The organism is Streptomyces sp. enrichment culture (assembly GCF_964272895.1).
In the GTDB taxonomy this organism is placed as follows: domain Bacteria; phylum Actinomycetota; class Actinomycetes; order Streptomycetales; family Streptomycetaceae; genus Streptomyces.
The window spans coordinates 3,109,812-3,132,991 of the sequence record NZ_OZ186832.1; the positions used below are offsets into that span (position 1 = coordinate 3,109,812).

A 23,180-nucleotide genomic window follows, 5' to 3' on the forward strand; every position below is an offset into this window, starting at 1 on the left:
ATAGCGCGTGAGCTGCCTCTCCTGCGCTCGGAAACCGTCGTGAGGGCGCTGCGGACCCCCTGGGTGCCACCCCCTGAGAAGACGCCTCGTCTCGCATTCGAAGGCTTCAAGGGCCCCTGGAACGGCCTATCGGAGGCCCCTGAGCCCCCGTCGGAACCGAATTCCTTGTGAAGAACTTCACGAACTTTTCCGCGGCGGCGTCTCCGAGAGTCCCTTCGGGGCGCTCAAACGGGGCGCTGACCTGCTCAACAGAGGTGCCCGGCGGGGGCGGTGGGGGTCCGGCGAGAGCGCCGCCGGAGCCGTCGGCGGCGCTCATTGCCGAGGGGGGTGGGAGGGCTGCGCTAGCGGCCGTAGCCCGGCTCGTCGGGGTCGTCGATGGTGTCGGCGTCACCCTCGATGCGCTCCTTGCGGACCTGCCCGCGCACGGTCTCCTGCTCGGTGTGCTCCTCGGTGGTCAGCCGGACCCGTTCCTTCGGGACGACCTCGGTCTCCACGACCGGCCGCTCCTCGTGCAGCACGACCTCGTGCTCGGCCTCGCTGATCTCCGGACCGGACAGGGCTGCGTCCCGGTTGGCCTCGGTGATCGGCTCGCGCTCGACGCGCACTTCCTCGTGCCGCAGCGGAACGGTGCGCTCCTCCTCCTCGGCCACGACGTACTTGCGCAGCCGGGCGCGGCCCACCTCGCGGCGCTCGACGCCGACGTGCATCTCCTCCTCGGAGCGGGTCATGGCGTCGTCCTGGTAGCCGGGACCGGTCCGGCCGGCCTGCTCGCCGGTACCCATGCCGGTGCCCGCCGCCGTGCCCGCGGCGCCGGCCATGCCCGCGGCACCCGCCGCGCCGGCCGTGCCCGTGGTGTCCTGGCGGGCCCAGCCGCCCTCGCCGGGCTCGTTGGCGCGCGCCCAGGACTCGTCCCAGCGCATGCCGTAGTACTCGTAGAGCCGGTGCTCCTCGGACTCCGAGAGGTGCCCGCCGGCGTCGACGTCCACATGCGGGGCGTCCTTGACCTTGCTCTTGGAGTACGGGACCTCGATGTGGTCGTCCACGAGCGAGGCGTCCCGGATCGGCACGAAGGACTCGCTGGTGCCGAACAGGCCGGTCTTCACCGAGGCCCATTCGGGACGCCCCGTGGCGTCGTCGAGGAAGACGTGCTTGGCCTCACCGATCTTCTTGCCGCCCTCGTCGAGGACCGGATGGTCCAGGACCGCGGGAATCTGCTCTTTGGTGATCATGCTTGCTTCACCCTTCTTCCGGAGCGATTCCCATCACGGGTTTACGCCACAAAAGTGACGAAACTACCCATGGGCCACAAAAGGGCACATTCTTTCCGTAAGTGCTATCCCTGCACGTCAGAGAACTGGCGTCACACGACCGACCAGGCGATGCCGTCCAGGATGTCGTGCTCGCTGACCACGACCTCCTCCGCACCGATCCGTTCCATGATCGACAGCAGCACGAGCGCGCCCGCGGCGATCACGTCCACCCGCCCGGGGTGCATGGACGGCACGGCGGCGCGCTCGGCGTGGGTGGAGCGCAGCAGCCACTCGGTGATCTCGCGGACCCGCTGCCGGGAGATCCGGGAGTGGTGGATGGCCGTCGAGTCGTACGCGGGCAGCTCCTGGGCGATCGCCGAGACGGTCGTCACCGAGCCCGCCAGGCCCACCAGGGTGCGCGCCTCGCGCAGCGGGACCGTGCGCTCGGCGAGGTCGAGGGCGGCCTCGATGTCGGCGCGCATCGCGGCGATCTGCTCCGCGGTGGGCGGGTCGGTGACCCGGCCCTCGCGCACCAGGTGCCGCTCGGTCATGCGGACGCAGCCGACGTCCACGGAGCGCGCCGCGCGCACATGGTCCTCGCCGACCACGAACTCCGTGGAGCCGCCGCCGATGTCCACCACCAGGTAGGGGCCGGGGAGGTGGTCGTGCCCGGACAGCTCCCTGGTCGCCCCGGTGAAGGAGAACTCGGCCTCCTGGTCGCCCGAGATGACCTCGGGCTCGACGCCCAGGATGTCCATGACCCCGCGCACGAACTCGTCGCGGTTCTCGGCGTCGCGGGAGGCGGAGGTGGCCACGAACCGCAGCCGCTCGGCGCCGTGCTCCTTGACGACCGCCGCGTACTCGCGGCAGGCGGCGAAGGTCCGCTCCAGCGCCTCGGGCGCCAGCCGCCCGGTGCGGTCGACGCCCTGGCCGAGCCGCACGATCGTCATACGGCGGTCCAGGTCGGTCAGTTCACCGGTGGCCGGGTCGCAGTCGGCGACCAGCAGGCGGATGGAGTTCGTACCGCAGTCGACGGCGGCCACACGGGTCACTGGGCGTCCTCCTCGGGGAGCGTCACACAGGCGCCCTTGCTCCACCACTCGGGCAGCATCGCGAGGGCCTCGTCGCCCAGCGGGTTCACGCCGGGGCCGGCGGCCAGCGAGTGGGCGACCAGGACGTGCAGGCACTTGACGCGGTCCGGCATGCCGCCCGCGCTCGGGAAGTTCTTCAGCTCCTCGATCTCGTCGCGGCGCCGGATGTAGTCCTCGTGCGCGGCGCGGTAGGCGGCGGCGAGCTCCGGGTCGGACTGGAGGCGCTCGGTCATCTCCTTCATCACGCCGTTCGCCTCCAGCGTGCCGATGGCCGAGTTGGCCTTGGGGCACGTCAGGTAGTACAGCGTCGGGAAGGGGGTGCCGTCGGGCAGCCGCGGGGCCGTCTCGACGACGTCCGGCTGACCGCACGGGCACCGGTGCGCGATGGCGCGCAGCCCGCGCGGCGGGCGGCCGAGCTGCTGCTTGAATGCCTCGACGTCCGCGTCGGTGGGCTCGGTGCGAGGTGTGGTCGGCGGGGGCGTTTCCATGCCTGTCTTTCTCTGACGGTCGGTTCGGTGGGGCGGGCGGGCTGTCGGTCGGTCACCGGTCGGCGGCGTCCGCCTTGTCGACGCCGTCCCAGACGTTGGAGTACCAGGGGCGGTCGGCCGCCCCCTGGTCGGCGCGGGACTGCTCGGCCGCGTCCGGGTCGATGACGACGTAGCCGGTCTCCCCCGGCATCACATAGTGCAGCCGTTCCCGGATGCGCTGCTCGGCGTACGCGTCGTCCTGCCAGCGCGCCTTGAGGTCGCGCAGCTGTTCGACGCGCTCCTGGGCCTGGCGCCGCTCCCGCTCCATGTCGGCGATCTCGGCGCGCTGGGCCACGTACTGCCGCATCGGGTAGGCGAGGGCCACCACCAGCGAGCACACGACCAGCGCCAGCAGGGCGGCGCGGCCGGTGAGCCGGGAGCGGCGGGCCTGGCGGCGGGTCTGGGAGCGGTAGACACGGGCCGCGGTCTGCTCGCCGAGCAGCCGCAGTCTGGTCGCGGTGGAGAACCGGTCCCGGTCCTTCACGGCCATGTTGCCCGCCTCCCGTTCACGCGCGTACGTCCCCGCACACGGTACGGGACCGAGTACGGGGACGTACGTACGACTGGCTGACCCCGTGGTGAGGCTCAGCCCATGAAGCCGCTTGTCAGCCCTTGAAGCGCGGGAAGGCGCTGCGGCCGGCGTACACCGCGGCGTCGTCGAGGATCTCCTCGATGCGCAGCAGCTGGTTGTACTTGGCGACGCGCTCGGAGCGGGCCGGGGCGCCGGTCTTGATCTGGCCGCAGTTGGTGGCGACGGCCAGGTCGGCGATGGTGACGTCCTCGGTCTCGCCGGAGCGGTGGGACATCATGCACTTGAAGCCGTTGCGCTGGGCCAGCTCGACGGCGTCCAGGGTCTCGGTGAGCGAGCCGATCTGGTTCACCTTGACGAGCAGGGCGTTGGCGGCGCCCTCCTCGATGCCGCGGGCCAGGCGCTCGGGGTTGGTGACGAACAGGTCGTCGCCGACGAGCTGGACCTTGTCACCGAGCTGGGCGGTGATGGTCTTCCAGCCCTCCCAGTCGTCCTCGAACAGCGGGTCCTCGATGGAGACCAGCGGGTAGGCGTCGACCAGCTCGGCGTAGTACTCCGTCATCTCGGCGGCGGAGCGCTCCTTGCCCTCGAAGACGTACACGCCGTCCTTGTAGAACTCGGACGCGGCCACGTCGAGGGCCAGGGCGATCTGCTCGCCGGGGGTGTAGCCGGCCTCCTTGATGGCCTCGAGGATGAGGTCGAGGGCCTCGCGGTTGGAGCCGAGGTTCGGGGCGAAGCCGCCCTCGTCGCCGAGGCCGGTGGCCAGGCCCTTGTTCTTCAGGACCTTCTTCAGTGTGTGGTAGACCTCGGCGCCCCAGCGCAGGGCCTCGGAGAAGGACTCCGCGCCGATCGGGGCGATCATGAACTCCTGGATGTCCACGTTGGAGTCGGCGTGCGAGCCGCCGTTCAGGATGTTCATCATCGGCACCGGCAGCAGGTGCGCGTTGGGGCCGCCCAGGTAGCGGAACAGCGGCAGGTCGCTGGCCTCGGAGGCGGCGTGGGCGACGGCGAGCGAGACGCCGAGGATGGCGTTGGCGCCGAGGGAGCCCTTGTTGTCGGTGGCGTCCAGGTCGAACATGGCCTGGTCGATCAGCCGCTGCTCGGTGGCGTCGTAGCCGACCAGCTCCGGGCCGATCTGCTCGATGACCGCGAGGACGGCCTTCTCCACGCCCTTGCCGAGGTAGCGGTTGGAGTCGCCGTCGCGGAGCTCGATGGCCTCGAAGGCGCCGGTGGAGGCGCCGGACGGGACGGCGGCACGACCCGTGCTGCCGTCGTCGAGGCCGACCTCGACCTCGACCGTGGGGTTGCCTCGGGAGTCCAGGATTTCCCGGGCTACGACGACGTCGATGGACGGCACGAGCATCTCCTTCGTGGATGTGACGCGGTGGGCAGAACCGCGGGTGTGGCTCTGCGAGACGAGCCTAACCGGCTCGGGGGGATCGGCCATCCGACCGCCCACCCCGTGGACGGAACCGAGCGTAAATTGTTTCCTAACGGAACAAAGACTGTTTCACAAAAAGCCCCGCCCCGGTGCGCACGGGGGAACACGCACCGGGGCGGGGAGCCCTGCGGGCCCTGCTGCCTACTTCAGGTGCAGCTGCTGGCCCGGGTAGATGAGGTCGGCGTCCTCGACGATGTCCTTGTTGAGCTGGAACAGCTTCTCCCAGCCGCCCTTGACGTCGTGCTCCTCGGCGATGGTGCTGAGGGTGTCGCCCTCGACGACCTTGTACTCGCCGTCGCCCTTCTTGACCTTCTTGCCGGTCGGGGTGGTGACGGTCTTCTTGGCGGCCGGGCGCTCCTGCGAACGGGAGGCGGGCTGCTCGGTCTCGCGCGGGGCGGGGGCGGGGGCCTCGGCCTGGGGCTCGGCGGGAGCGGCGGAGCCACCGTCGTAGGCGGCGTTGGACAGGCCCACGCCGCAGACCGGCCAGGCGCCCTTGCCCTGGCCCGCGAGGACCTTCTCGGCGATCTCGATCTGCTGGGCCTTGCTGGCCTGGTCGGCGGTGGCGGCGTACTGCGTGCCGCCGTACGCGGCCCAGGTGGAGGCGGAGAACTGCAGACCGCCGTAGTAGCCGTTGCCGGTGTTGATGGACCAGTTGCCGCCGGACTCGCACTGGGCGACGGCGTCCCACTCGGAGGCGGTGGCGGCGGAGGCGTTGCCGGCCGCCATCAGCGGGGCGGCGACGGCGGCGCCGGTCACACCGGCGATGGCGATGGCGCGAGTGGCCTTGGACGGACGACGGTGCTTGCCCTTGCCGGAAAACAGCATGGTGGAGATCCCCTCACCGACGCCTGCGAGGTGAGCTGTCGGGTTCGGGCCGGTTGAGTTGCCCGGCCGCGGCTCTTGCGAACCGCGGCTTCACCCCAAGCCGAGCCAGCTTCAACTGCTGGGCCCGGCACTTACCTTGGGTCCCCCGCTCCTGCCTACGGCGCATGACGCGACGACTGTTCCCTGGCCGCCACTGGCAGGATTCGGCGTTGCGGCGGCCGGGGCTCGCATTGGCGAGCGGTCATGACCGTAGACACGCGATCGGCCGAATTTCAAAGACGATCAGGGCCTCTGAGACTCATCCCACACTTTCGCCAAAACGGACATTAGCCATCGAACCGTGACGCTAACTCCCGCTACTTTTCGCCCGTTTCGCCCCCGAGGGCAAGCGTCTGACCGGGAAGGATGAGGTCCGGGTCGGCGCCGACCGTCTCACGGTTCTCGGCATACAGCTCCGACCATCCGCCCTGGAGCTCAAGGGAGTCGGCGATGCCCCACAGGCTGTCGCCCTCACGGACGACGTACTCGCCGTCCACGACGCCCCGCGCGTCCGCGCCGCTGCGCGAGGCGTGACGGCCCGTGGAGTCGGCGCCGCGGCCGTCCGCGGCGGACCCGTCCGCGGTGCCGCCCGCGCCCTCCTCGGCGCTGCTGCCGCGGTGGCGGCCGGTGCCGGGCTCGGTCGCGGGGTCCGAAGGCGGGGCGGTCCGACCGGAGTTGTCCGGGTCGTCCCCGGAGGTCCCCGTCGACGCGCCACCGGATTCCTGGGTGGCGTCCGGCGAGGGGGAGGTGGTGGAGGTGCCACTCGGGTCCGCCGTGGAGCCGGAGGTCGAGGCGGAATCGGAGGAAGTGTCCCTCTTGGTGGTATTGGTCGGATCGTCCGTCTCGGCGCCGGTCGCGCCGGCCGCACCGGTCGCCCCGGCCGACGGGTCGTCAGTCGTGAGGGAGGGCGAAGGGGACGGATCGGAGGAGTCGGACGAGCCGGACGAACCGGAGCCGCCCGTCAGTCCGGGAACGAGCGGCGCGTCCTCGGCGACGCCCGTGTCGACGTCGGCCGGCGCGGAGTCGTGGCCCAGACCCACCAGCGGGCCGCACGTCGGCCACGCCGCGATGCCCTGGTCCGCCAGGATCCGCTCGGCCACGGCTATCTGCTGCTGGCGGCTCGCCTGGTCGGGGCTCGGGGCGTAGTCCAGTCCGCCGTAGTTCTCCCAGTCGGTCTGCGACAGCCTGAGGCCGCCGTACTCGCCGTACCCGTGGTTCGCGCTCCACGCCCCGCCGGTCTCGCACTCCGCGACGCTGTCCCACGTCGCGCCGTCCGCCGCGCTCGCGCCCGAGGCGCCGAGCAGCGGGATGGCGATGGCGGAGCCGGTCACTCCGGCCGCGACGAGGAGAGCCGGAGCCTGACGGGGGCGACGGTGTCGACCGTTCCCGGAGAGCATGCGGAGACCTTTCGGGCGACAGCAATGACCGCGCGGCGCCTGGGCGCCGTGCTGATGGGTGAACGTATAGGCAGACGATCACTTGTCACAAGTTCATGCCGCGCAGATCACGTGAAGATCACAGACTTGAGGGCGTGTCACGTTTGCCCGCGTCAGGGTCGCGTGGTGGGGGGTTCCTTGGTGTGCCGGGTGCTGGGAGGGGAGGCGGCCGACCGGTCGGGCGAGCGGTCGGGTGGGTGGCCGGGCCGGTGGCCGGGTGGGTGGCCGGGTGGTGGTCGTGCGCCGGTCGGGTGGGGGGTCAGGCCGTTGGGGTGAAGCTGACCGGGAGGGTGCGCAGGCCGCGCATGATGAGGCCGCCGCGCCAGCGCAACTCGGCCGGGTCGACGGCCAGTTGGAGGTCCGGGAGCCGGGTCAGGAGCGTGGCCAGCGCGGTCTGCCCCTCCAGCCGGGCCAGCGGCGCGCCCAGGCAGTAGTGGATGCCGTGCCCGTATCCCAGGTGCTGGTTGTCGCGCCGGGACAGGTCGAGCGTGTCCGGGTCGGCGAACCGCGCCGGGTCCCGGTCCGCGGCGGCCAGCACGACCAGCACGGGGTCGCCCGGCGCGATGTCCTGCCCGCCGATGGTCAGCGGCCGGGTGGCGAACCGCCAGGTGGCCAGCTCCACCGGGCCGTCGTAGCGCAGCAGTTCCTCCACCCCGGTCGCGAGCAGCTCCCGCTCCCCCGCGGCGAGGGAGCGCTGCAGACGCTCCCGCTGGCCGGGGTGGGTGAGCAGGGCGTACGTGCCGTTTCCGATGAGATTGACGGTGGTCTCGAACCCGGCGAACAGCAGGATGAACGCCATCGCCGCCGCCTCGTTCTCGGTGAGGTGCTCACCGTGGTCCGAGGCGCGGATGAGCCCGGAGATGAGGTCCTCGCCGGGAGCGGGTTCGGCGGGCAGGGCCTCCCGCTTGCGGTGGATGAGCTCGGCGAGGTAGCCGCGCATCTTCTTCACCGACCGCGCGACCCCGCCGCGCGGCCCGCCGCCGTGCCGGATCATCATGCCCGCCCAGTCCCTGAAGTCGTCCTGGTCCTCGCGCGGGACGCCCAGCATGTCGCAGATGGCGTAGATGGGCAGCGGGAAGGCGAACTCGTGGATGAGATCGGCCTCGCCCTTCGCCGCGAACCGGTCGATCAGCTGGTCGGTCAGTTCCTGCACCCGCGGCGCGAACTCGGCGACCCTGCGCGGGGTGAACGCCTTGCTCACCAGCCGCCGGAGCCTGGTGTGGTCCGGCGGGTCGATGTTGAGCAGATGCGTCATCAGCTCCGCCTTGCGCTCGCCGGGGATACCGGTCTTCCCCTTGGCGTGCGCCGGCTCGTCGTGGTGCTCCGGGTTCTTGGACAGCCGGGCGTCAGCGAGGGCCTGCTTGGCGTCCGCGTAACGGGTGACCAGCCACGCCTCCACCCCGCTCGGCAGCCGCGTCCTGTGCACGGGCGCGTGCTCCCGCAGCCAGGCGTAGGCGGGGTAGGGGTCGGTGGCGAACTCCCAGGTGAAGAGCTCGGGCGCCGGGGGGACGGGGGCGGCGGGGTTGTCGGGGTTGTCGGGGGCGGCGCCGGCGGGGTCGTCGGTCGGGTGGGGGTGGTTGGTCACCGATCGACGGTATCCCGTCGGGGGTGGGCAGGTGGGGGGTGGGCAGGTGGGGGCGGGCACGCGGGGGGCACGTGGGGGGGCGGGCAGATGGGGGGCGGGCAGGTGGGGTGGCGGGCTCCCGCTCCCGCGCAGTCGACCGCCCCCGTCGCCGGGCGGGTGTCCTGCCGGTCCCCGGCAGTCGACCGCCTGCGATCGCGGGGCTGGTGTCCTCCTTACTCTTGAGCGTCCGCGCTCGTGTCCCGGTCGGCCCCCGTCTCCGCCGCCCGTATCGCGTCGCGGTAGGCGCGGGCCGCTGCTCTCAGGGCTGCCTCGGGGTCGATGCCCTCGGATTCGGCTCGGGCGGCCAGGGCGAGGAGTTCGTAGCCGATGCCCTCGGTGGTGGGCAGGGGGACGTCGAGGCCGGCCGTGCGGGCGCGGGAGGCGAGTTTGGCCGCGAGGGCGAGGCCGGGCTGGTGCAGGGGGATGCCTTCGGTGACGGAGGAGCGGCGCTTCTCCTCGGCCTTGGTGCGCAGCCAGTGCGCCTTGACGTCCTCGGGGGTGGTGGCGGTCTCGTCGCCGAAGACGTGCGGGTGGCGGTGGATGAGCTTGGCCACGATGCCGCCGGCGACGTCGTCGATGGAGAACGGCTCGTCGGGGTGCTCCTCGGCGATGCGGGCGTGGAACACGACCTGGAGCAGGACGTCGCCGAGCTCCTCGCGCAGTTCCTCGCGGTGGCCCTCCTCGATCGCCTCGACGAGCTCGTACGCCTCCTCGATGCCGTACTTCGCCAGGCCCTCGTGCGTCTGCCGGGAGGACCACGGGCACTCGGCGCGGATGCGGTCCATGACCTGCACGAGGTCGAGCAGCCGGGCGCCGGGGAGGTCGTAGGAGGCGGGCAGCAGCTCCAGCTCCGGCATCCGCACCCTGCCGGAACCGGCGAGGCGCGCCAGACCGTCCGTGAGGGCGGGGTCGCCCTCGCCGGTGGCCACGACGACCACGGTGTGGCCGCCCGCGCAGGCGTCGACCAGCTCCTCGGCGCTCGGGGCGGCCTCGGCCACGGTGATCCCCGCCTCGCGCAGATACGGAAGCTGGGGGTGGGCGCCGTCCGCGCACAGGACACGGTCGGCGGTGCGCAGTGCCTGCCACGCGGGCCAGGACAGCAGGCCGGGGGCGACCCGGTGGCTGGTGGTGAGCAGGACGATGCGGCCGGGGGTGTCGGTGGGCTCGGGGAGGTCCGGGGCGGATGCGTGGCTGGTTGCGTTCACGATCCGAACGTAACGCAAGCCGCGGACACGGCGGCGTGAGTTGTCCACAGGCCGAGTCCGATCATCACATCATCGACCCGCCCTGCTCCGACCGGCGCGGGGCCTCCCCGACCGGACCTTGCGTCGACCGGTGCGGACCCTCCCGGCCGGTCCGCCCCCGACCAGGTGGCCCCCGCCGTACCGTTACGCCGGCCGCTGCTCCGCCGGAGCCGTCACATCCCGCACCCACGGTGTCCTGGCGTCCACGCGGCCGACCTTCTCCGCGTCCCAGGTGCCGTAGCGCGGGTTGAGGTCGATGTCGAGCTGCTTGGACGCCTTGGACAGGGCCTGCCAGAAGGCGGGCTGGCTGGTGTCGGTGCCGAGCTTGGCGGCGAGCTTCTGGGCCTCCAGTTGCAGGCGCAGGTTCTCGTCGAGGCGCTCGGGGGCCACGGCGTACTGCTGGAGCCAGGCCGTCTGGAGCGCCTTGGCGCCGCCCGCCTGCCGCTCCAGGCCGGCCCGCATCTCCTGGACCTCCTTGCGGCTGACGGTGACACCGGCGTCCTCGGCGGCGCGATGCAGCACGCGGTCGAGGACCATGCCGTGCAGGGTGTCGCGGGTGAGGCTGCCGGTCTTGGCGATGGTCTGGGCGTACTGCGCCTCGTCCGCCACCGCCGCGCGCTGGGCGTCACGTACCTCCTCGACCCGGTTCTCGAGCTGGGAGACGGTGATCCGCTGGCCGCCGACGACGGCTGCCGCACCGGGGTGCGCATCGTTTCCGCAGGCGGTGAGGAGAGGGGCCGCGGCGGCGATCGCGGCGGTGAGGACGAGCGCGGTGCGACGGCGGCGGTGCAAGGAAACCTCCCGAGGAGATTGTGCGACGGTGCACAAGGTCTTGCGGTGATCGATGGTAGGCAGCGGCGCAGCTCTGGCCAACCCATTCGACCAACGATTCACCAGGACTTCGGGCACCGGCGCGCGCTCGCCCGCCGCGTCTCGGTCCTCAGGCGCGGTTCAGCCCCGTACCTGCCCCAGCCACTGCAGGGTGCGGCCGATGTCGGCGGCGAGCGGGTGGCCGGGCCCGCGCAGGCGCTCGACGTCGTGCAGAAGGCGTACGAGCGTGTCGTGGGCGGCCGCCCGGTCGCCGAGGGCCAGCAGCAGGTGGCCGATGCGGCGGCGCACGTCGTGGGCGAGCTCGGGGTCGGCGAAGACGTACCGGTTCTCGTAGTACGGCAGCAGCTCCCGGTACGCGGCGAGCGCGGCCGCGGGTTCGCCGAGCTGTTCCAGGCACTGCGCGGCGTCGTAGCGGTAGCGCAGGGACTGCGGGTCGGCCTGGCCGGCCTCGGCGGCCCGTTCGTCGGCGAGGCGGCGCAGTTCGGGCAGCGCGCGCCGGTACTGGCCGTCGTCCATGAGCGTGGCGGCGTACTGCTTGCGCAGGGTGCGGACGACCGGGGAGTGCTCGCCGTGCTGTTCGGCGGCGGCGGGCAGGATCGCGCCGAGGATGTCGACGGCCTGGGTGATGCGGCCCTCGCCGAGCAACTGCTTGACCTGGTCGACCGCGCGCGCGACATCGGGTTTCTCGTCGACGGGCGTCACGGGCGCGGGCTGCGGGGCGGGGGTGCGCGCCCGGTCCGGCCAGGGGGCGTGGGGGCGCAGGAAGGGGCGCGTGGGGTCCAGGGGCGCCCCGGTGGGGGTGCCGCGCGCGGGCAGGAGCGGCGCGAGCTCCTCGTAGACCTCCTGCGCGGAGGCGGGACGGTGCTGGGGGTCCTTGGCGAGCAGGCGCAGCACCAGGTCCTCCAGGGCCTGCGGCACCTCCGGGCGCAGCCGGCGCACCGGCAGCGGGGGCTCGTACAGGTGCCGGTGCAGCACGCCGAGCGCGGTGGAGCCCGCGAACGGGACGTCGCCGCTGAGCAGTTCGTGCAATAGCACCCCGAGCGCGTACAGGTCGGTATACGGGCCGACCGCGCCGCCCATCGCCTGCTCGGGGGCCATGTAGGCGGGCGAGCCGATGGGCGAGCCGGTGTGGGTCAGCCGGGTGGTGTCGCTGTCCATGACGGAGGCGACGCCGAGGTCGAGGACGGTGACCGTGCCGTCCTGCTTGACCATCACATTGCGCGGCTTGAGGTCGCGGTGGACGATCGGCACGGCGTGCACGGCGCTCAGCACGGCGCACAGCTGCGCGGCGACCGCCACCGCCCACTGCCACGGGTAGGGGTCGTGCTCGGCCAGATGGTCGGACAGGTCGGCCCCGTCGACGTACTGCATGACGAGGAACAGCTCCTCGCCCTCGCTCCCGGCGTCGTGCACGGTGACCAGACCGGGGTGGTCGACCTGTGCCGTCACCCGGCACTCGCGTACGAAGCGGCGGCGCAGCTCGTCGGCCTCCTGGCCGGCCACCTTGTCGGGGCGCAGCAGCTTCACCGCCACGCGCCGGTCGAGCCGCTGGTCGTAGGCCGTCCACACCTGGCCCATGCCGCCCTGGCCGATGAGCGTGGCCAGCTGGTAGCGCCCGGCGACGACACGCCCTGCCGTCACGGTCACCTGCCGCCCTCGCGGCCGCCGTCATGGCTGTCGTGCTGCCGCAGGTAGTTGCTGAGCTCGTCGAGTTCGGCGCGCACCTGGTCGATACGGGCCGGTCCGGGGCGCTGGGGCGGCGGGGTGTGCGCCGGGGGCACGGTGGCGGCGGGGCCCGGTATGGGGGGCGGGGTGTGCGGGGGCGGGGTCTGCGGGGTGGAGGTGTGCGGGGCGCCGGGGGTGTTCGGGTTCAGGGGCGGGTGGTGGACGGTGGTGGCCGCCCCGCCGGCCGCCCCTGGGGCGTACGCGCCGGGCGCGGGCGGATATCCGTACGCCGGCCGGGGCGCGTACGCGCCGTAGCGCATCTGGTGGAAGTGGCGCACGTCCGCGGCGAGGTAGTACGCGATGACGACCACCAGCGTGCCCAGCAGCAGGGCGAGTCCGGTCCAGCCGCCGGCGGTGTGGATCTCCTCGCCCGGTTCGGTGCCCAGCAGCACCACCGCCAGCACGTCGACGGCCAGCACGGCCACGAACAGGCCCCAGTCGAGGGACTTGCGCGTGACGATCGCCAGCCGCAGCAGCATCGACCAGGTGAGGAAGCCGAGGCTGAGGATCGAGATCACCACGAACAGCACGCGCAGGAAGACCAGCCACCCGGTCGGGGGCGGCTGCTTCACCGGCTGCGTGTAGCCGTGGCCATGCATGACTGCTCCTGATGCCTGTGCCCGCGGTGGGGCGTACGGGAACCGGCCGGCGTCGGGCAACGCCGGTCGGCCGATTGTCGCTTCGAGCGTATAGGCCGACTACGACAGCGGGTCCAGGGTTGTACCGAACCGTTGTCGTGCTGATCACGTCGTACGGCGTCGAAGGCGGCGCAGGTGGCACAGGTGGCCGACGGGCGCTCGTCCCGGCTCACGCCCCGCGCCCCGCGCCGCGCACCCCCTCCCTACGGCCTCGCACGCCCCTCGCCCGCCCCTCTGGCCGCCTCGCCCGCTCCTCAGTCCGGGGTGACCGTCCCGTCCGTCAGGCCGTCGTACATCCCGCGCACGAGCTGGTCCCCGAGTCGGCCGGCCAGCCTCAGTGCCCGCTCGAACTCGTCCAGGGCGCGGAAACGGGCGCCGTAGCGCCGCTGTTCGTCGAGCGCGAGCCGGGGCAGTTGCAGGCGCCGCACGTCGAGGCGGGTGGCGGTGGAGGCGTAGCTGCTGGCCTGGCGGTTGTTGGCGGTGCCGCGCAGGAACCCGGCGAGGAACCAGGGGTCGAGCGCGGCGGGGTCGGGGCGCAGGAGGACGAGGTTGCGCCCCAGGGCGGCGCCTGCGGTCGCGTCGTCGATGACGCGCGCCACCGCGCCGCCCCCGAGCACCGGCACGACGACGTCACCGGGCTCCGTCAGCACGGCCTCCTCGTCGCTCTCGGGAAGAGAGCCGGAGGGAGCCGTTCCGGCCAGCACGTCATGGTCGGTGAGCACCCGCACGCGCGCGTGGCCGCCGTTTCCGCCGGTGCGCATCACCAGGGCGCCGCCGCGCGCAAGTTCACCGACGGTGGTCATCGGCCAGCGCGCGGTCTGGGGGGCACCGGCCGGGGCGGGGGCGAGGTCGGCCGTCAGGCGCAGGGTCTCGCCGAGGCGGTCGCGTACGGCCGTGAGCTGTTCGGCGCCGTCGGCCGCCGCCGCGGGCGGGAGATGGCGGGCGGGGGCCAGGTCGACGTCGTCGTCGAGGAGTTCGATGACGGGCACGGCACGGGCCAGGCCCGGCTGTTCCTCGACGGTGCCGTCGCGGTCGAAGGCGCGCCAGGCGTCGAGCACCGCCTCCTGCACGGCACGCCAGTCGGGCCCGCCGCGCCCCTCTCCGGCGAACTGCCCGGCGTCCGCGAGCAGCACCTCCGGCTGGGCGGGCGGGTGTCCGGGCCGGCGCAGCAGCCACAGGTGCAGGGGGATGTTGTAGGGCGGCGCGGCGCCGACGGGCAGGGCGACGACCGCGCGCAGCGCCCCGCGGCGCAGCAGGTCGGCCCGGATGCGGCGGCCGGAGCGCCGGGAGGCCGCGGCGGGCGGCATCAGCAGCACGGCCGTGCCGCCCTCGCGCAGCCGGGCGAGGGCGTGCTGGACCCAGGCGAGCTCGGACTCGTTGCGGGCGGGGAAGCCGTACTCCCAGCGCGGGTCGTAGGCGAGTTCGTCATGGCCCCAGTTGCGCTCGTTGAACGGCGGGTGGCACAGGACGGCGTCGGCGCGCAGCGCGGGATGCGCGTCGGCGCGCAGGGTGTCGCCGTAGGCGCCGTGCACGGCGGCGCGGGTGTGCAGGGCGAGGCGGAGCGCGGTGAGCGCGGCCAGTTCGGGGGCGCTGTCCTGGGCGTACAGCTCCTGATCGGGGCGGGCGTCGACGGCGCGCAGCAGGGCGCCGGTGCCGCAGGCGGGGTCGAGGACGGTGCGGGCGGGGCCGGCGAGTTCGGCCATGAGGTGGGCGAGTTCGGCGGGCGTGAGGGTGTACTGGCGCGGGTTGGCGTCGAGGTGGCGGCCGAGCAGGAACTCGAAGGTCTGCCGGGCGCCGAGCTCCGTCGCGAGTTCGGCGGCGCCGCGCAGCAGGGGGGCGGAGGGGAGGATCTCCGGGCCGGTGGGGAGGTGAACGGCACCGGCGGTGTTCACAGGCCGGCGTGTGTGCACAGCGGGGGGCTGGGTGCCGCCGGGTGCGGTGTGAACGCGTGATGCGGGGCTCTGGGTGGGCGGGGTGTTCACAGAGGCGGCGCCTCGCGCCCCCGGCACGGCTGGAACACCGGTGCCGCTGTTCACAGACCCCGGCGAAGAGGCCGCCGTGTTCACAGTCCGCGGTCCCTTCCCACCCGACCGGGCGGTCGCCGCCGTACCGCTGTTGACGCCGCCGCCCGGCCCTCCGTCCCCGAAGCGCGTCACCAGCACCTGCCGCAGCGCCTCCGGCAGCATCGCGGCCAGCCGTTCGTCGGAGCCCGCGCTCACCTCCAGCCACACCGTCGGCCGGTCGTGGATGAGCAGCAGGACGCATCCGGCGTGGGCGAGCGCCGCGACCGGACCCTCGGGGTGGCCGGCGAGCTGCTGCCAGACCCGTTCGCGCAGGGGTACTTCGGCGAGTTTGCCCTGGCGGCGCAGCCATGCCTCGACCTCGGCGAGCGCGAAGGAGGGGCTGGTCTCGGTGCCGCCGACGGGCTTGGGGAAGTCGGCGTGGCGGCGGCGCCAGTTGCTCACGGCCGCGCGGCCGACGCCGGCGAGCCGGGCGATCCCCGCGGCCGTCACCTCTGTCGCGTTGTCCTGCACTGGCATGCGCTCCCCTCAACCCCTGCCCTCGTCCCCGTGTGGCGTCGAGCATACCGAGGCAGACAAGATCTCCCGATTCACGGACCGTTCGCAAGGTTCGGGCGTTCACGCCCGTGTACTCGCCCACCCCTGTGAACCGTGTTGACTCGGTTCACAGTGCATGCTCTTATTGACCCAGCGAACAGCGACTGCCCCACTCGGGGAGGCAGTCACCGCTAGGGGAGGGGACAGTCATGGGCATGAAGGGGAAGATCGCGCTGGGGGCGGTCGTGGGTTTCGCCGTCATCGCCGCCGTGTCGGCGAATGCCGGTGACGACGGGGGCAGCGGTTCCACCGGCAGCGGCAAGGACTCCTCGGCGTCCGCCGAGCACAAGCCGGGCGACCGGAAGGGCACCGGTGAGGCCGCCGGCCAGGAGCCCGCCGAGAAGGAAGCCACCGTCGGAGGCAGCGGCGAGTACCAGGTCGGCAGCGACATCAGGCCCGGCACCTACCGCAGCACCGGCAACAGCGACGGTCTGTGCTACTGGGAGCGCGCCAAGGACGCCTCCGGCGAGGTGGACTCGCTGCTGGCCAACGACAACGTGACCGGCACCGCCTATGTCACCCTCAAGCCCACCGACAAGCTCTTCACCTCCAGCGACTGCGCCGACTGGGAGGCCGTCGACCCGAAGGCCGAGGGCGGCACCCCGGCGGCCGAGATGGCAGGCGACGGCGGCATGTTCAAGGTGGGCGTCGACATCGCGCCCGGTACCTACAGGTCCACCGGCAACGCGGACGACATGTGCTACTGGGAGCGGACCAAGGACGCCGAGCACTCCATGGACTCGATCATCGCCAACAACAACGTCTCCGGCACCGCGGTCGTGACCATCAGCGCCTCGGACGCCTACTTCAAGACGTCCGGCTGCAAGGACTGGAAGAAGTCCTGACCCGCCCCGCGGGGGCCGTCACGCCCGCCCCCGCCCCCTCCCCCCACTCACCACCGGCATCACCGCACAGAAGCAAGAACACCCCCTAGGAGCCCCCATGCGCCGCACCACTCTCGCCGCTGTCTGCATCGCCGTGACGACGGCCGTCTTCTTCACCGGCTGCGCCGACAGCGACGACGACGGCCCCTTCGCCGGTCAGTCCGGCGACGAGATCATCGACACCGCCTTCGCGGCGACCACGGCCGCCCCGTCGGTGCGGGTGAAGGGCGACATGCAGGACGAGACCGCCGGCGGCATGCTGCGCATCGACCTCGCCATGGACCAGAAGGGCGACTGTGTCGGCACCATCGGCGCGGACGGCGGCAAGACGGACCTGATCAAGGTGGGCAAGAACGTCTACATGCGCTACGACGAGGCGTTCCTGCGCGCCCAGATGAAGGGCGAGCCCAAGGCGGACGTCGAGGCGGCGGTGGACATGCTCGCCGGGAAGTGGACGATGTCGGGTGAGGAGTCGGACGCCTCGGACATCGCCGACCTCTGCTCCCTCGACCAGCTCCTGGGCGAGGAGACGGAGGGCACCTCGGACGCCACCCGCGGCAAGACCACCACGATCGACGGCACTCCGGCACTGGCCCTGGTGGAGAAGGACGGCAAGGACACCACCACGATGTACGTCGCCACCAAGGGCAAGCCGTACGTGCTGCGGCTGACCGCCGAGCACGCCGAGGACCCGGGCACCCTCACCTTCAGCGACTACGGCAAGCCGGTCGGCGCGAAGAAGCCCGCGGGCGAGATCCTGGACCTCGACGACCTCGGCTGAGACCCGACGCCGGCGGCCACCGACAGGCACCGACAGGCACGGACAGACGGACAGGCACGGACAGGCACCGACAGGCACCGACAGGCACCGACAGGCACCGACGAGGGTCGGCAGGCCCCGGCGACTCAGAAGACCCGCCGCATCCACACGTTCGGCTCGACGTACACCGCCTGCCCGTGCTCCAGCGAGCACCGCACCGGCACCAGCGCGCCGGGCACCTCCACCTCGCCCTCGGTGTCGAAGGGCAGGCCGGTCCAGCGGCGCCACTGCTCCAGTGAGGCCGCCACGGCCATCGACGCGGGCGCCACCGACTCCACGGTGGCGCCCGCTCGGGCGTGCACCCGCATCCAGGGGTCGTGCGGCAGACCGTCGGGGCGCACCCGGTGCGCGTACTCCCGCATCGGCGTACGCGGTTCGAGGTGCTTGGCGTTGGGGCGTACGGGGGCGACGACCTGCCGGTGGCCGAGCGCACGGGCGTTGTCGTGCATCGCGGTGAGCATCCGGCCGGACAGTCCGGTGCCCTGGGCCTGCGGGGCGACGGTGACGGCGATGGCGCTGACGGTGTCGCAGGCGACGCCGCGGCGCAGGTCGGAGAAGGCCCAGGTGAGCACCTGGTCCCAGCCACGCGCGGGCAGTTCCCCGCGGCCCTCGGCGTCCAGGGCGAACGGCACGCTGAAGGCGTGGGCGACGACCTCGCCCCGCTCGTCCTGCGCGACCAGGACGTACCGCGGGAACTCCGTGGGGATCCGGCCGTACAGCGCGTTCCCCACGAGGTCCTGCGTCACGAACTCCGGCCAGGTGTCCGCCATGTCGAAGAGCGGTTCCAGCAGGTCCGGGCGGTCGGCGAGAGTCGACACCTTCACGTCCATGCGCTCACGGTAGGCGGACGGCCCCGACGCCATGAAACGATTTTCCGCAGCCCGCCGGCAGCCCACCGGCAGGTCGTCGGCCGCGCACCGGCCGCGCGCCGGCCGCCCGCCCTGCCGGACCGTCAGCCTCCGCACTGCTTCAGCATCATCTCCTTGTCGGGTGCCGTGACCGGCAGCCCGTACTTGACGGCGACCTGGGCGAACCGCACCGCGTAGGCGCATCTGATGCCCTTGGCGGGCGGCAGCCAGGACGCCGGGCCGGAGTCGCGCTTGGCCGAGTTGGCCCGCCCCTCGACCGGCAGCAGATTGAGCACGTCGTTGGCGAACCGCTCGCGCTTGCTCTCCGGCCAGCGCGAGGAACCCATCTGCCAGCTGTACGACAGCGGCACCACGTGGTCTATCTGCACCTGCGCGGCCCGCTGTTTGCGCCACTCGATGACCGTCGCGGTGTACGGGTCGTGCAGCGTCATGGCGACGACCACACAGTCGGACCCGGCCCGCAAGCGCAGGTTCCGGCCGTCGCGGCGCAGAAGGTCGTTGCGGGTGTCGCAGCCGTTCCTGGCGAGCGGCACGCCGTCGGCCGTGTCCATCCAGGCGTATCCGAACGCGTCCCGGTCGTATCCCGTGCGCGGGCCCCGCCCCTTGGTCGGCAGTCCCTCGATGAGCTCGCGGGCCGCGGCCCGGTCCCTCTCGCCGTTCACGGGACCGAGCCCCGGTCCCGTACCGTCCGGATTCCTGAGCGGGCTGACGGCCCGTCCGTCCGAGGCGGCCGGCCCGGATCCCGTGGCGGAGTCGCTCCCGCCGAGCCCGTCGCATCCCGAGACCAGCAGCACGGCGGCTGACAGTACGGTCGCCGCGCGGAAGAAGCGCACGCTTCCTGCCCTCCCCTTCGTTGTCGCCGACGCCCACGGTATCCGCGCAGAGGTCCAGACCATAGCCGTCCAAAGTTGCACATACCTCGCAACACGGGCGTATCGTCGGTACTGAGTCACCTCCGGAAGGAGCTCTGGATGGGCATCTTCGACAGGTTCAAGAGCCACGCGTCCGGCGAAAAGGGCAAGAAAATGTCGGACGCGGCGGAACAGAAGATCAACGAGAAGACGGGCAACAAGTACGAGAGCCAGGTCGACCAGGCCCAGCGGCAGGCAGAGCGCAGGCTGGGCATGGACCAGGACAACCCGCCCGGCCAGCAGTAGAACCGGAGAGCGAACCGTCTGAGATGACAGACCGTCCGCGGCTCAGTGCCGCGGACGGTCTTCTCCAGGACCGGACGCCCGGCAGAGGCCCTACGACCCCAACACCGAAGCCAGGAACTCCCCGACCCACCCCAGCAGGTCCCGCCCGACCAACGGCTTCCCCCCGACCTTCGCCGTCTTGGGCCGCGGCACCAGCACCTGATGCACCGCCGGCTTGATGACGGACCCCGGGTACAGCCGCTTGAGCCGCAGCTCCTGCGACTCGCGCAACTCCACCGGGGCGAAGCGGATGTTGGTGCCCTGGAGGACGATCTCCCCGACGCCGCACGCCCGCGCGAGCATCCGCAGGCCCGCCACCAGCAGCAGGTTCTCCACCGGCTCGGGCAACTTGCCGTAGCGGTCGAGGAGTTCCTCGCGGACGGCCTTGATGTCCTCCTCGGAGTTGGCGGAGGCGATGGCCCGGTATGCCTGGAGGCGCAGCCGCTCGCCGGGCGCGTAGTCGTGGGGGACGTGCGCGTCGACCGGCAGCTCGATCTTGACCTCCAGCGGCGGCTCCTCCTCGATCTCCCCGGTCTCCAGCTGCCGCCGGTAGTCCGCGACGGCCTCGCCGACCATCCGTACGTACAGGTCGAAGCCGACGCCCGCGATGTGGCCGGACTGCTCGCCGCCGAGCAGGTTTCCGGCGCCTCGGATCTCCAGGTCCTTCATCGCGACGTACATGCCCGCGCCCATCTCGGTGTGCTGGGCGATGGTCGCCAGCCGCTCGTGCGCGGTCTCCGTCAGCGGCTTCTCCGGCGGGTACAGGAAGTACGCGTACCCGCGCTCGCGGCCCCGGCCGACGCGGCCGCGCAGCTGGTGCAGCTGGGAGAGGCCGAAGGTGTCGCCGCGCTCCACGATGAGGGTGTTCGCGTTGGAGATGTCGATGCCGGACTCGACGATCGTCGTGGAGACGAGCACGTCGAACTTCTTCTCCCAGAAGTCGACGACGACCTGCTCCAGCGCCGCCTCCGACATCTGCCCGTGCGCGGTGGCGATCCGCGCCTCGGGGACGATCTCACGCAGCCGCGCCGCCGCGCGGTCGATGGATTCCACCCGGTTGTGGATGTAGAAGACCTGGCCCTCGCGCAGCAGTTCGCGGCGGATCGCGGCGCCGATCTGCTTCTCCTCGTACGGCCCGACGAAGGTCAGCACCGGGTGGCGCTCCTCCGGCGGGGTGGTGATCGTCGACATCTCGCGGATGCCGGTGACCGCCATCTCCAGGGTGCGCGGGATCGGCGTGGCGGACATGGTCAGCACGTCCACGTTCGCCCGCAGCTTCTTCAGCTGCTCCTTGTGCTCGACGCCGAAGCGCTGCTCCTCGTCGACGATGACCAGGCCGAGGTCCTTGAACTTGGTCTCGGAGGAGAACAGCCGGTGGGTGCCGATGACGACGTCCACCGAGCCCTCCTTCAGCCCCTCCAGGACCGCCTTGGCCTCGGTGTCCGTCTGGAAGCGGGACAGGGCCTTCACGGTCACCGGGAACTGCGCGTACCGCTCGCTGAAGGTGCCGAAGTGCTGCTGCACCAGCAGGGTCGTCGGGACGAGGACCGCGACCTGCTTGCCGTCCTGGACGGCCTTGAAGGCGGCCCGCACCGCGATCTCGGTCTTGCCGTAGCCGACGTCGCCGCAGATCAGGCGGTCCATGGGGACCGACTTCTCCATGTCCTCCTTGACCTCGGCGATGGTGGTGAGCTGGTCGGGCGTCTCGGCGTAGGGGAAGGCGTCCTCCAGCTCGCGCTGCCAGGGGGTGTCCGCGCCGAAGGCGTGGCCGGGGGCGGCCATGCGCGCGCTGTACAGCTTGATCAGGTCGGCCGCGATCTCCTTGACGGCCTTCTTGGCGCGCGCCTTGGTCTTGGTCCAGTCGGCGCCGCCGAGCCGGTGCAGGGTGGGTGCCTCGCCGCCGACGTACTTGGTGATCTGCTCCAGCTGGTCGGTGGGGATGTAGAGGCGGTCGCCGGGCTGGCCGCGCTTGGCGGGGGCGTACTCGACGACCAGGTACTCGCGGGTGGCGCCCTGGACGGTGCGCTGGACCATCTCGATGTAGCGGCCGACGCCGTGCTGCTCGTGGACGATGTAGTCGCCCTGCTCCAGGGTGAGCGGGTCGATGGTCTTGCGGCGCCGCGCGGGCATGCGGGCGCCGTCGCGGCCGGCGGCCCTCTGCCCGGACAGGTCGGTCTCGGTGAGGACGGCGATCTTCAGCTCGGGGTGGACGAACCCGTGGTCGATCGATCCGCAGGCCACGTGCACGACGTTCGGGGAGATCTCCCCCAGGTCCGCCTCCAGCCGGGCGGCGACGCCCTCGCCGCCGAGCACCTCGACGGTGCGGGCGGCCGGGCCGTGGCCCTCGGTGACGAAGACGGTCCGCCAGCCGTCGGCGAGCCAGCCCTTGGTGTCGGCGAGCGCCTTGGCGGTGTCGCCGCGGTAGGTCTCGGGGGCGTGCATGCCGACCTTGAGGGTGTCGGCCTCCAGTTCGAGATCCGCGGCGAACGGCGACACCGACCACCACATCATCTCCAGCTCGCGCGCGCGGTCCCGGACGTCCGCGATGGACCACAGGGAGGCCGCGCCGACGTCGATCGGCGCCTCCCCTCCCCCCGCGGTGGCCGCCCAGGACGCCTGCAGGAACTCCTGGGAGGTGGCGACGAGGTCCGCGGCACGTGTGCGCACCCGCTCGGGATCGCACACGACGGCCATGGCGCCCTTGGGCAGGACGTCCAGCAGCAGCTCCATGTCGTCGACGAGGACCGGCGCGAGGGACTCCATGCCCTCCACCGCGATGCCCTCGGCGATCTTGCCGAGCAGTTCGCCCAGCTCGGGATGCTGTTCGGCGAGGGCACGCGCGCGGGCGCGCACGTCGTCGGTCAGCAGCAGCTCACGGCAGGGCGGCGCCCACAGGCCGTGCTCGGCGACCTCCAGGGAGCGCTGGTCGGCAACCTTGAAGTAGCGGATCTCCTCGACGTCGTCGCCCCAGAACTCGATGCGCAGGGGGTGTTCCTCGGTGGGCGGGAACACATCGAGGATGCCGCCGCGTACGGCGAACTCGCCGCGCTTCTCGACCAGCTCCACACGCGCGTAGGCGGCGGCCGCAAGGGCCTCGACGACCTCGTTCAGGTCGGCGCTCTGCCCGGTGCGCAAGGACACCGGCTCCAGGTCGCCCAGGCCCTTGACCTGCGGCTGGAGCACGGACCGTACGGGGGCGACGACGACGGAGACGGGGCCGGTCTCGGGGTCGTCGGGGCGGGGGTGGGCGAGGCGGCGCAGGACGGCCAGGCGGCGGCCGACGGTGTCGCTGCGGGGGCTGAGCCGCTCGTGCGGCAGGGTCTCCCAGGAGGGGTACTCCACGACGGTGTCGGGCGGCAGCAGGGAGCGCAGGGCCGCGGCGAGGTCCTCGGCCTCCCGTCCGGTCGCGGTGACCGCGAGGACCGTACGGCCGCTGTCGCGGGCCAGGGCCGCCACCGCGAAGGGGCGGGTGGCCGGGGGGCCGACGAGGTCGACGTGCATGCGGTTGCCGTCCGCGGCCGCCGTGATCGCTTCCGCGAGGGCGGTGTCCTTGACGACGGCGTCGAGCAGACCGTGCAGGCTCATGGAGGGGG

At 72.3% G+C, this 23,180-nt stretch carries 19 protein-coding genes and 1 riboswitch; of the genes, 3 read left to right on the forward strand and 16 right to left on the reverse strand.

Annotation, left to right across the window (positions count from 1 at the left end; all coding sequences use genetic code 11):
* Window positions 1–341: 341 nt before the first annotated feature.
* From ACSU6M_RS14045 to ACSU6M_RS14105, 13 genes are all read right to left on the reverse strand, one after another.
* A complete protein-coding gene (locus ACSU6M_RS14045; RefSeq protein ID WP_437070042.1) occupies window positions 342–1,229 on the reverse strand; it encodes a DUF2382 domain-containing protein in 888 nt (295 codons plus the stop codon).
* 131 nt (window positions 1,230–1,360) lie between these two features.
* A complete protein-coding gene (locus ACSU6M_RS14050; RefSeq protein WP_437070043.1) occupies window positions 1,361–2,302 on the reverse strand; it encodes a Ppx/GppA phosphatase family protein in 942 nt (313 codons plus the stop codon).
* Window positions 2,299–2,829, reverse strand: coding sequence for a DUF501 domain-containing protein (locus ACSU6M_RS14055; RefSeq protein ID WP_437070044.1), 531 nt, complete (start codon window positions 2,827–2,829; stop codon window positions 2,299–2,301). The genes ACSU6M_RS14050 and ACSU6M_RS14055 overlap by 4 nt, the downstream gene beginning before the upstream one ends.
* 52 nt (window positions 2,830–2,881) lie before the next feature.
* Entirely contained in the window at window positions 2,882–3,358 is a 477-nt protein-coding gene (locus ACSU6M_RS14060; RefSeq protein ID WP_437070045.1) for an FtsB family cell division protein, read from the reverse strand.
* Window positions 3,359–3,473: 115 nt separating this feature from the next.
* Window positions 3,474–4,754, reverse strand: a complete 1,281-nt coding sequence (eno, locus tag ACSU6M_RS14065; protein ID WP_437070046.1) for a phosphopyruvate hydratase — start codon at window positions 4,752–4,754, stop codon at window positions 3,474–3,476.
* 225 nt (window positions 4,755–4,979) lie between these two features.
* Window positions 4,980–5,663, reverse strand: coding sequence for a transglycosylase family protein (locus tag ACSU6M_RS14070; protein WP_437070047.1), 684 nt, complete (start codon window positions 5,661–5,663; stop codon window positions 4,980–4,982).
* A 5-nt stretch (window positions 5,664–5,668) separates the two neighbouring features.
* A riboswitch (cyclic di-AMP (ydaO/yuaA leader) is annotated at window positions 5,669–5,836 on the reverse strand.
* A gap of 183 nt (window positions 5,837–6,019) precedes the next feature.
* Window positions 6,020–7,033, reverse strand: a complete 1,014-nt coding sequence (locus tag ACSU6M_RS14075; RefSeq protein ID WP_437070048.1) for a transglycosylase family protein — start codon at window positions 7,031–7,033, stop codon at window positions 6,020–6,022.
* Window positions 7,034–7,397: 364 nt separating this feature from the next.
* The gene (locus ACSU6M_RS14080; protein ID WP_437070049.1) at window positions 7,398–8,723 is read right to left on the reverse strand and encodes a cytochrome P450 family protein; all 1,326 of its coding nucleotides are present in this window, start codon (window positions 8,721–8,723) and stop codon (window positions 7,398–7,400) included.
* Window positions 8,724–8,935: 212 nt separating this feature from the next.
* On the reverse strand, window positions 8,936–9,967 hold the full coding sequence (locus ACSU6M_RS14085) for a nucleoside triphosphate pyrophosphohydrolase (protein ID WP_437070050.1): 1,032 nt from the start codon (window positions 9,965–9,967) through the stop codon (window positions 8,936–8,938).
* A gap of 183 nt (window positions 9,968–10,150) precedes the next feature.
* Entirely contained in the window at window positions 10,151–10,798 is a 648-nt protein-coding gene (locus ACSU6M_RS14090; protein ID WP_437070051.1) for a SurA N-terminal domain-containing protein, read from the reverse strand.
* Between the two features lie 159 nt (window positions 10,799–10,957).
* Window positions 10,958–12,442, reverse strand: a complete 1,485-nt coding sequence (locus tag ACSU6M_RS14095; RefSeq protein ID WP_437075130.1) for a protein kinase domain-containing protein — start codon at window positions 12,440–12,442, stop codon at window positions 10,958–10,960.
* A gap of 38 nt (window positions 12,443–12,480) precedes the next feature.
* A complete protein-coding gene (locus ACSU6M_RS14100) occupies window positions 12,481–13,161 on the reverse strand; it encodes a hypothetical protein (protein ID WP_437070052.1) in 681 nt (226 codons plus the stop codon).
* A gap of 293 nt (window positions 13,162–13,454) precedes the next feature.
* Window positions 13,455–15,734, reverse strand: a complete 2,280-nt coding sequence (locus tag ACSU6M_RS14105) for an N-6 DNA methylase (RefSeq protein ID WP_437075132.1) — start codon at window positions 15,732–15,734, stop codon at window positions 13,455–13,457.
* A gap of 233 nt (window positions 15,735–15,967) precedes the next feature.
* Here ACSU6M_RS14105 and ACSU6M_RS14110 point away from each other — a divergent pair, with 233 nt between their 5' ends.
* Both ACSU6M_RS14110 and ACSU6M_RS14115 read left to right on the forward strand, forming a co-directional pair.
* On the forward strand, window positions 15,968–16,663 hold the full coding sequence (locus ACSU6M_RS14110; RefSeq protein WP_437070053.1) for a hypothetical protein: 696 nt from the start codon (window positions 15,968–15,970) through the stop codon (window positions 16,661–16,663).
* Between the two features lie 97 nt (window positions 16,664–16,760).
* The gene (locus ACSU6M_RS14115) at window positions 16,761–17,483 is read left to right on the forward strand and encodes a hypothetical protein (protein ID WP_437070054.1); all 723 of its coding nucleotides are present in this window, start codon (window positions 16,761–16,763) and stop codon (window positions 17,481–17,483) included.
* Between the two features lie 125 nt (window positions 17,484–17,608).
* Here ACSU6M_RS14115 and ACSU6M_RS14120 read toward each other — a convergent pair whose 3' ends face one another.
* Both ACSU6M_RS14120 and ACSU6M_RS14125 read right to left on the reverse strand, forming a co-directional pair.
* The gene (locus ACSU6M_RS14120; protein ID WP_437075133.1) at window positions 17,609–18,352 is read right to left on the reverse strand and encodes an N-acetyltransferase; all 744 of its coding nucleotides are present in this window, start codon (window positions 18,350–18,352) and stop codon (window positions 17,609–17,611) included.
* A gap of 122 nt (window positions 18,353–18,474) precedes the next feature.
* A complete protein-coding gene (locus tag ACSU6M_RS14125; protein WP_437070055.1) occupies window positions 18,475–19,287 on the reverse strand; it encodes an HNH endonuclease family protein in 813 nt (270 codons plus the stop codon).
* Between the two features lie 75 nt (window positions 19,288–19,362).
* Here ACSU6M_RS14125 and ACSU6M_RS14130 point away from each other — a divergent pair, with 75 nt between their 5' ends.
* Window positions 19,363–19,548: an antitoxin gene (locus tag ACSU6M_RS14130; protein WP_437070056.1), complete on the forward strand. Its 186-nt coding sequence runs from the start codon at window positions 19,363–19,365 to the stop codon at window positions 19,546–19,548.
* A 90-nt stretch (window positions 19,549–19,638) separates the two neighbouring features.
* Here ACSU6M_RS14130 and mfd read toward each other — a convergent pair whose 3' ends face one another.
* The gene (gene mfd, locus ACSU6M_RS14135; protein WP_437070057.1) at window positions 19,639–23,172 is read right to left on the reverse strand and encodes a transcription-repair coupling factor; all 3,534 of its coding nucleotides are present in this window, start codon (window positions 23,170–23,172) and stop codon (window positions 19,639–19,641) included.
* Window positions 23,173–23,180 lie beyond the last annotated feature (8 nt).

Coding starts and splice junctions, on each gene's coding strand:
- ACSU6M_RS14130 (WP_437070056.1), top strand. CDS start 19,363: ATGGGCATCTTCGACAGGTTCAAGAGCCACGCGTCCGGCGAAAAGGGC.
- ACSU6M_RS14110 (WP_437070053.1), top strand. CDS start 15,968: ATGGGCATGAAGGGGAAGATCGCGCTGGGGGCGGTCGTGGGTTTCGCC.
- ACSU6M_RS14070 (WP_437070047.1), bottom strand. CDS start 5,663: ATGCTGTTTTCCGGCAAGGGCAAGCACCGTCGTCCGTCCAAGGCCACT.
- ACSU6M_RS14115 (WP_437070054.1), top strand. CDS start 16,761: ATGCGCCGCACCACTCTCGCCGCTGTCTGCATCGCCGTGACGACGGCC.
- ACSU6M_RS14045 (WP_437070042.1), bottom strand. CDS start 1,229: ATGATCACCAAAGAGCAGATTCCCGCGGTCCTGGACCATCCGGTCCTC.
- ACSU6M_RS14060 (WP_437070045.1), bottom strand. CDS start 3,358: ATGGCCGTGAAGGACCGGGACCGGTTCTCCACCGCGACCAGACTGCGG.
- ACSU6M_RS14055 (WP_437070044.1), bottom strand. CDS start 2,829: ATGGAAACGCCCCCGCCGACCACACCTCGCACCGAGCCCACCGACGCG.
- ACSU6M_RS14120 (WP_437075133.1), bottom strand. CDS start 18,352: ATGGACGTGAAGGTGTCGACTCTCGCCGACCGCCCGGACCTGCTGGAA.
- ACSU6M_RS14100 (WP_437070052.1), bottom strand. CDS start 13,161: ATGCATGGCCACGGCTACACGCAGCCGGTGAAGCAGCCGCCCCCGACC.
- mfd (WP_437070057.1), bottom strand. CDS start 23,172: ATGAGCCTGCACGGTCTGCTCGACGCCGTCGTCAAGGACACCGCCCTC.
- ACSU6M_RS14125 (WP_437070055.1), bottom strand. CDS start 19,287: ATGGTCTGGACCTCTGCGCGGATACCGTGGGCGTCGGCGACAACGAAG.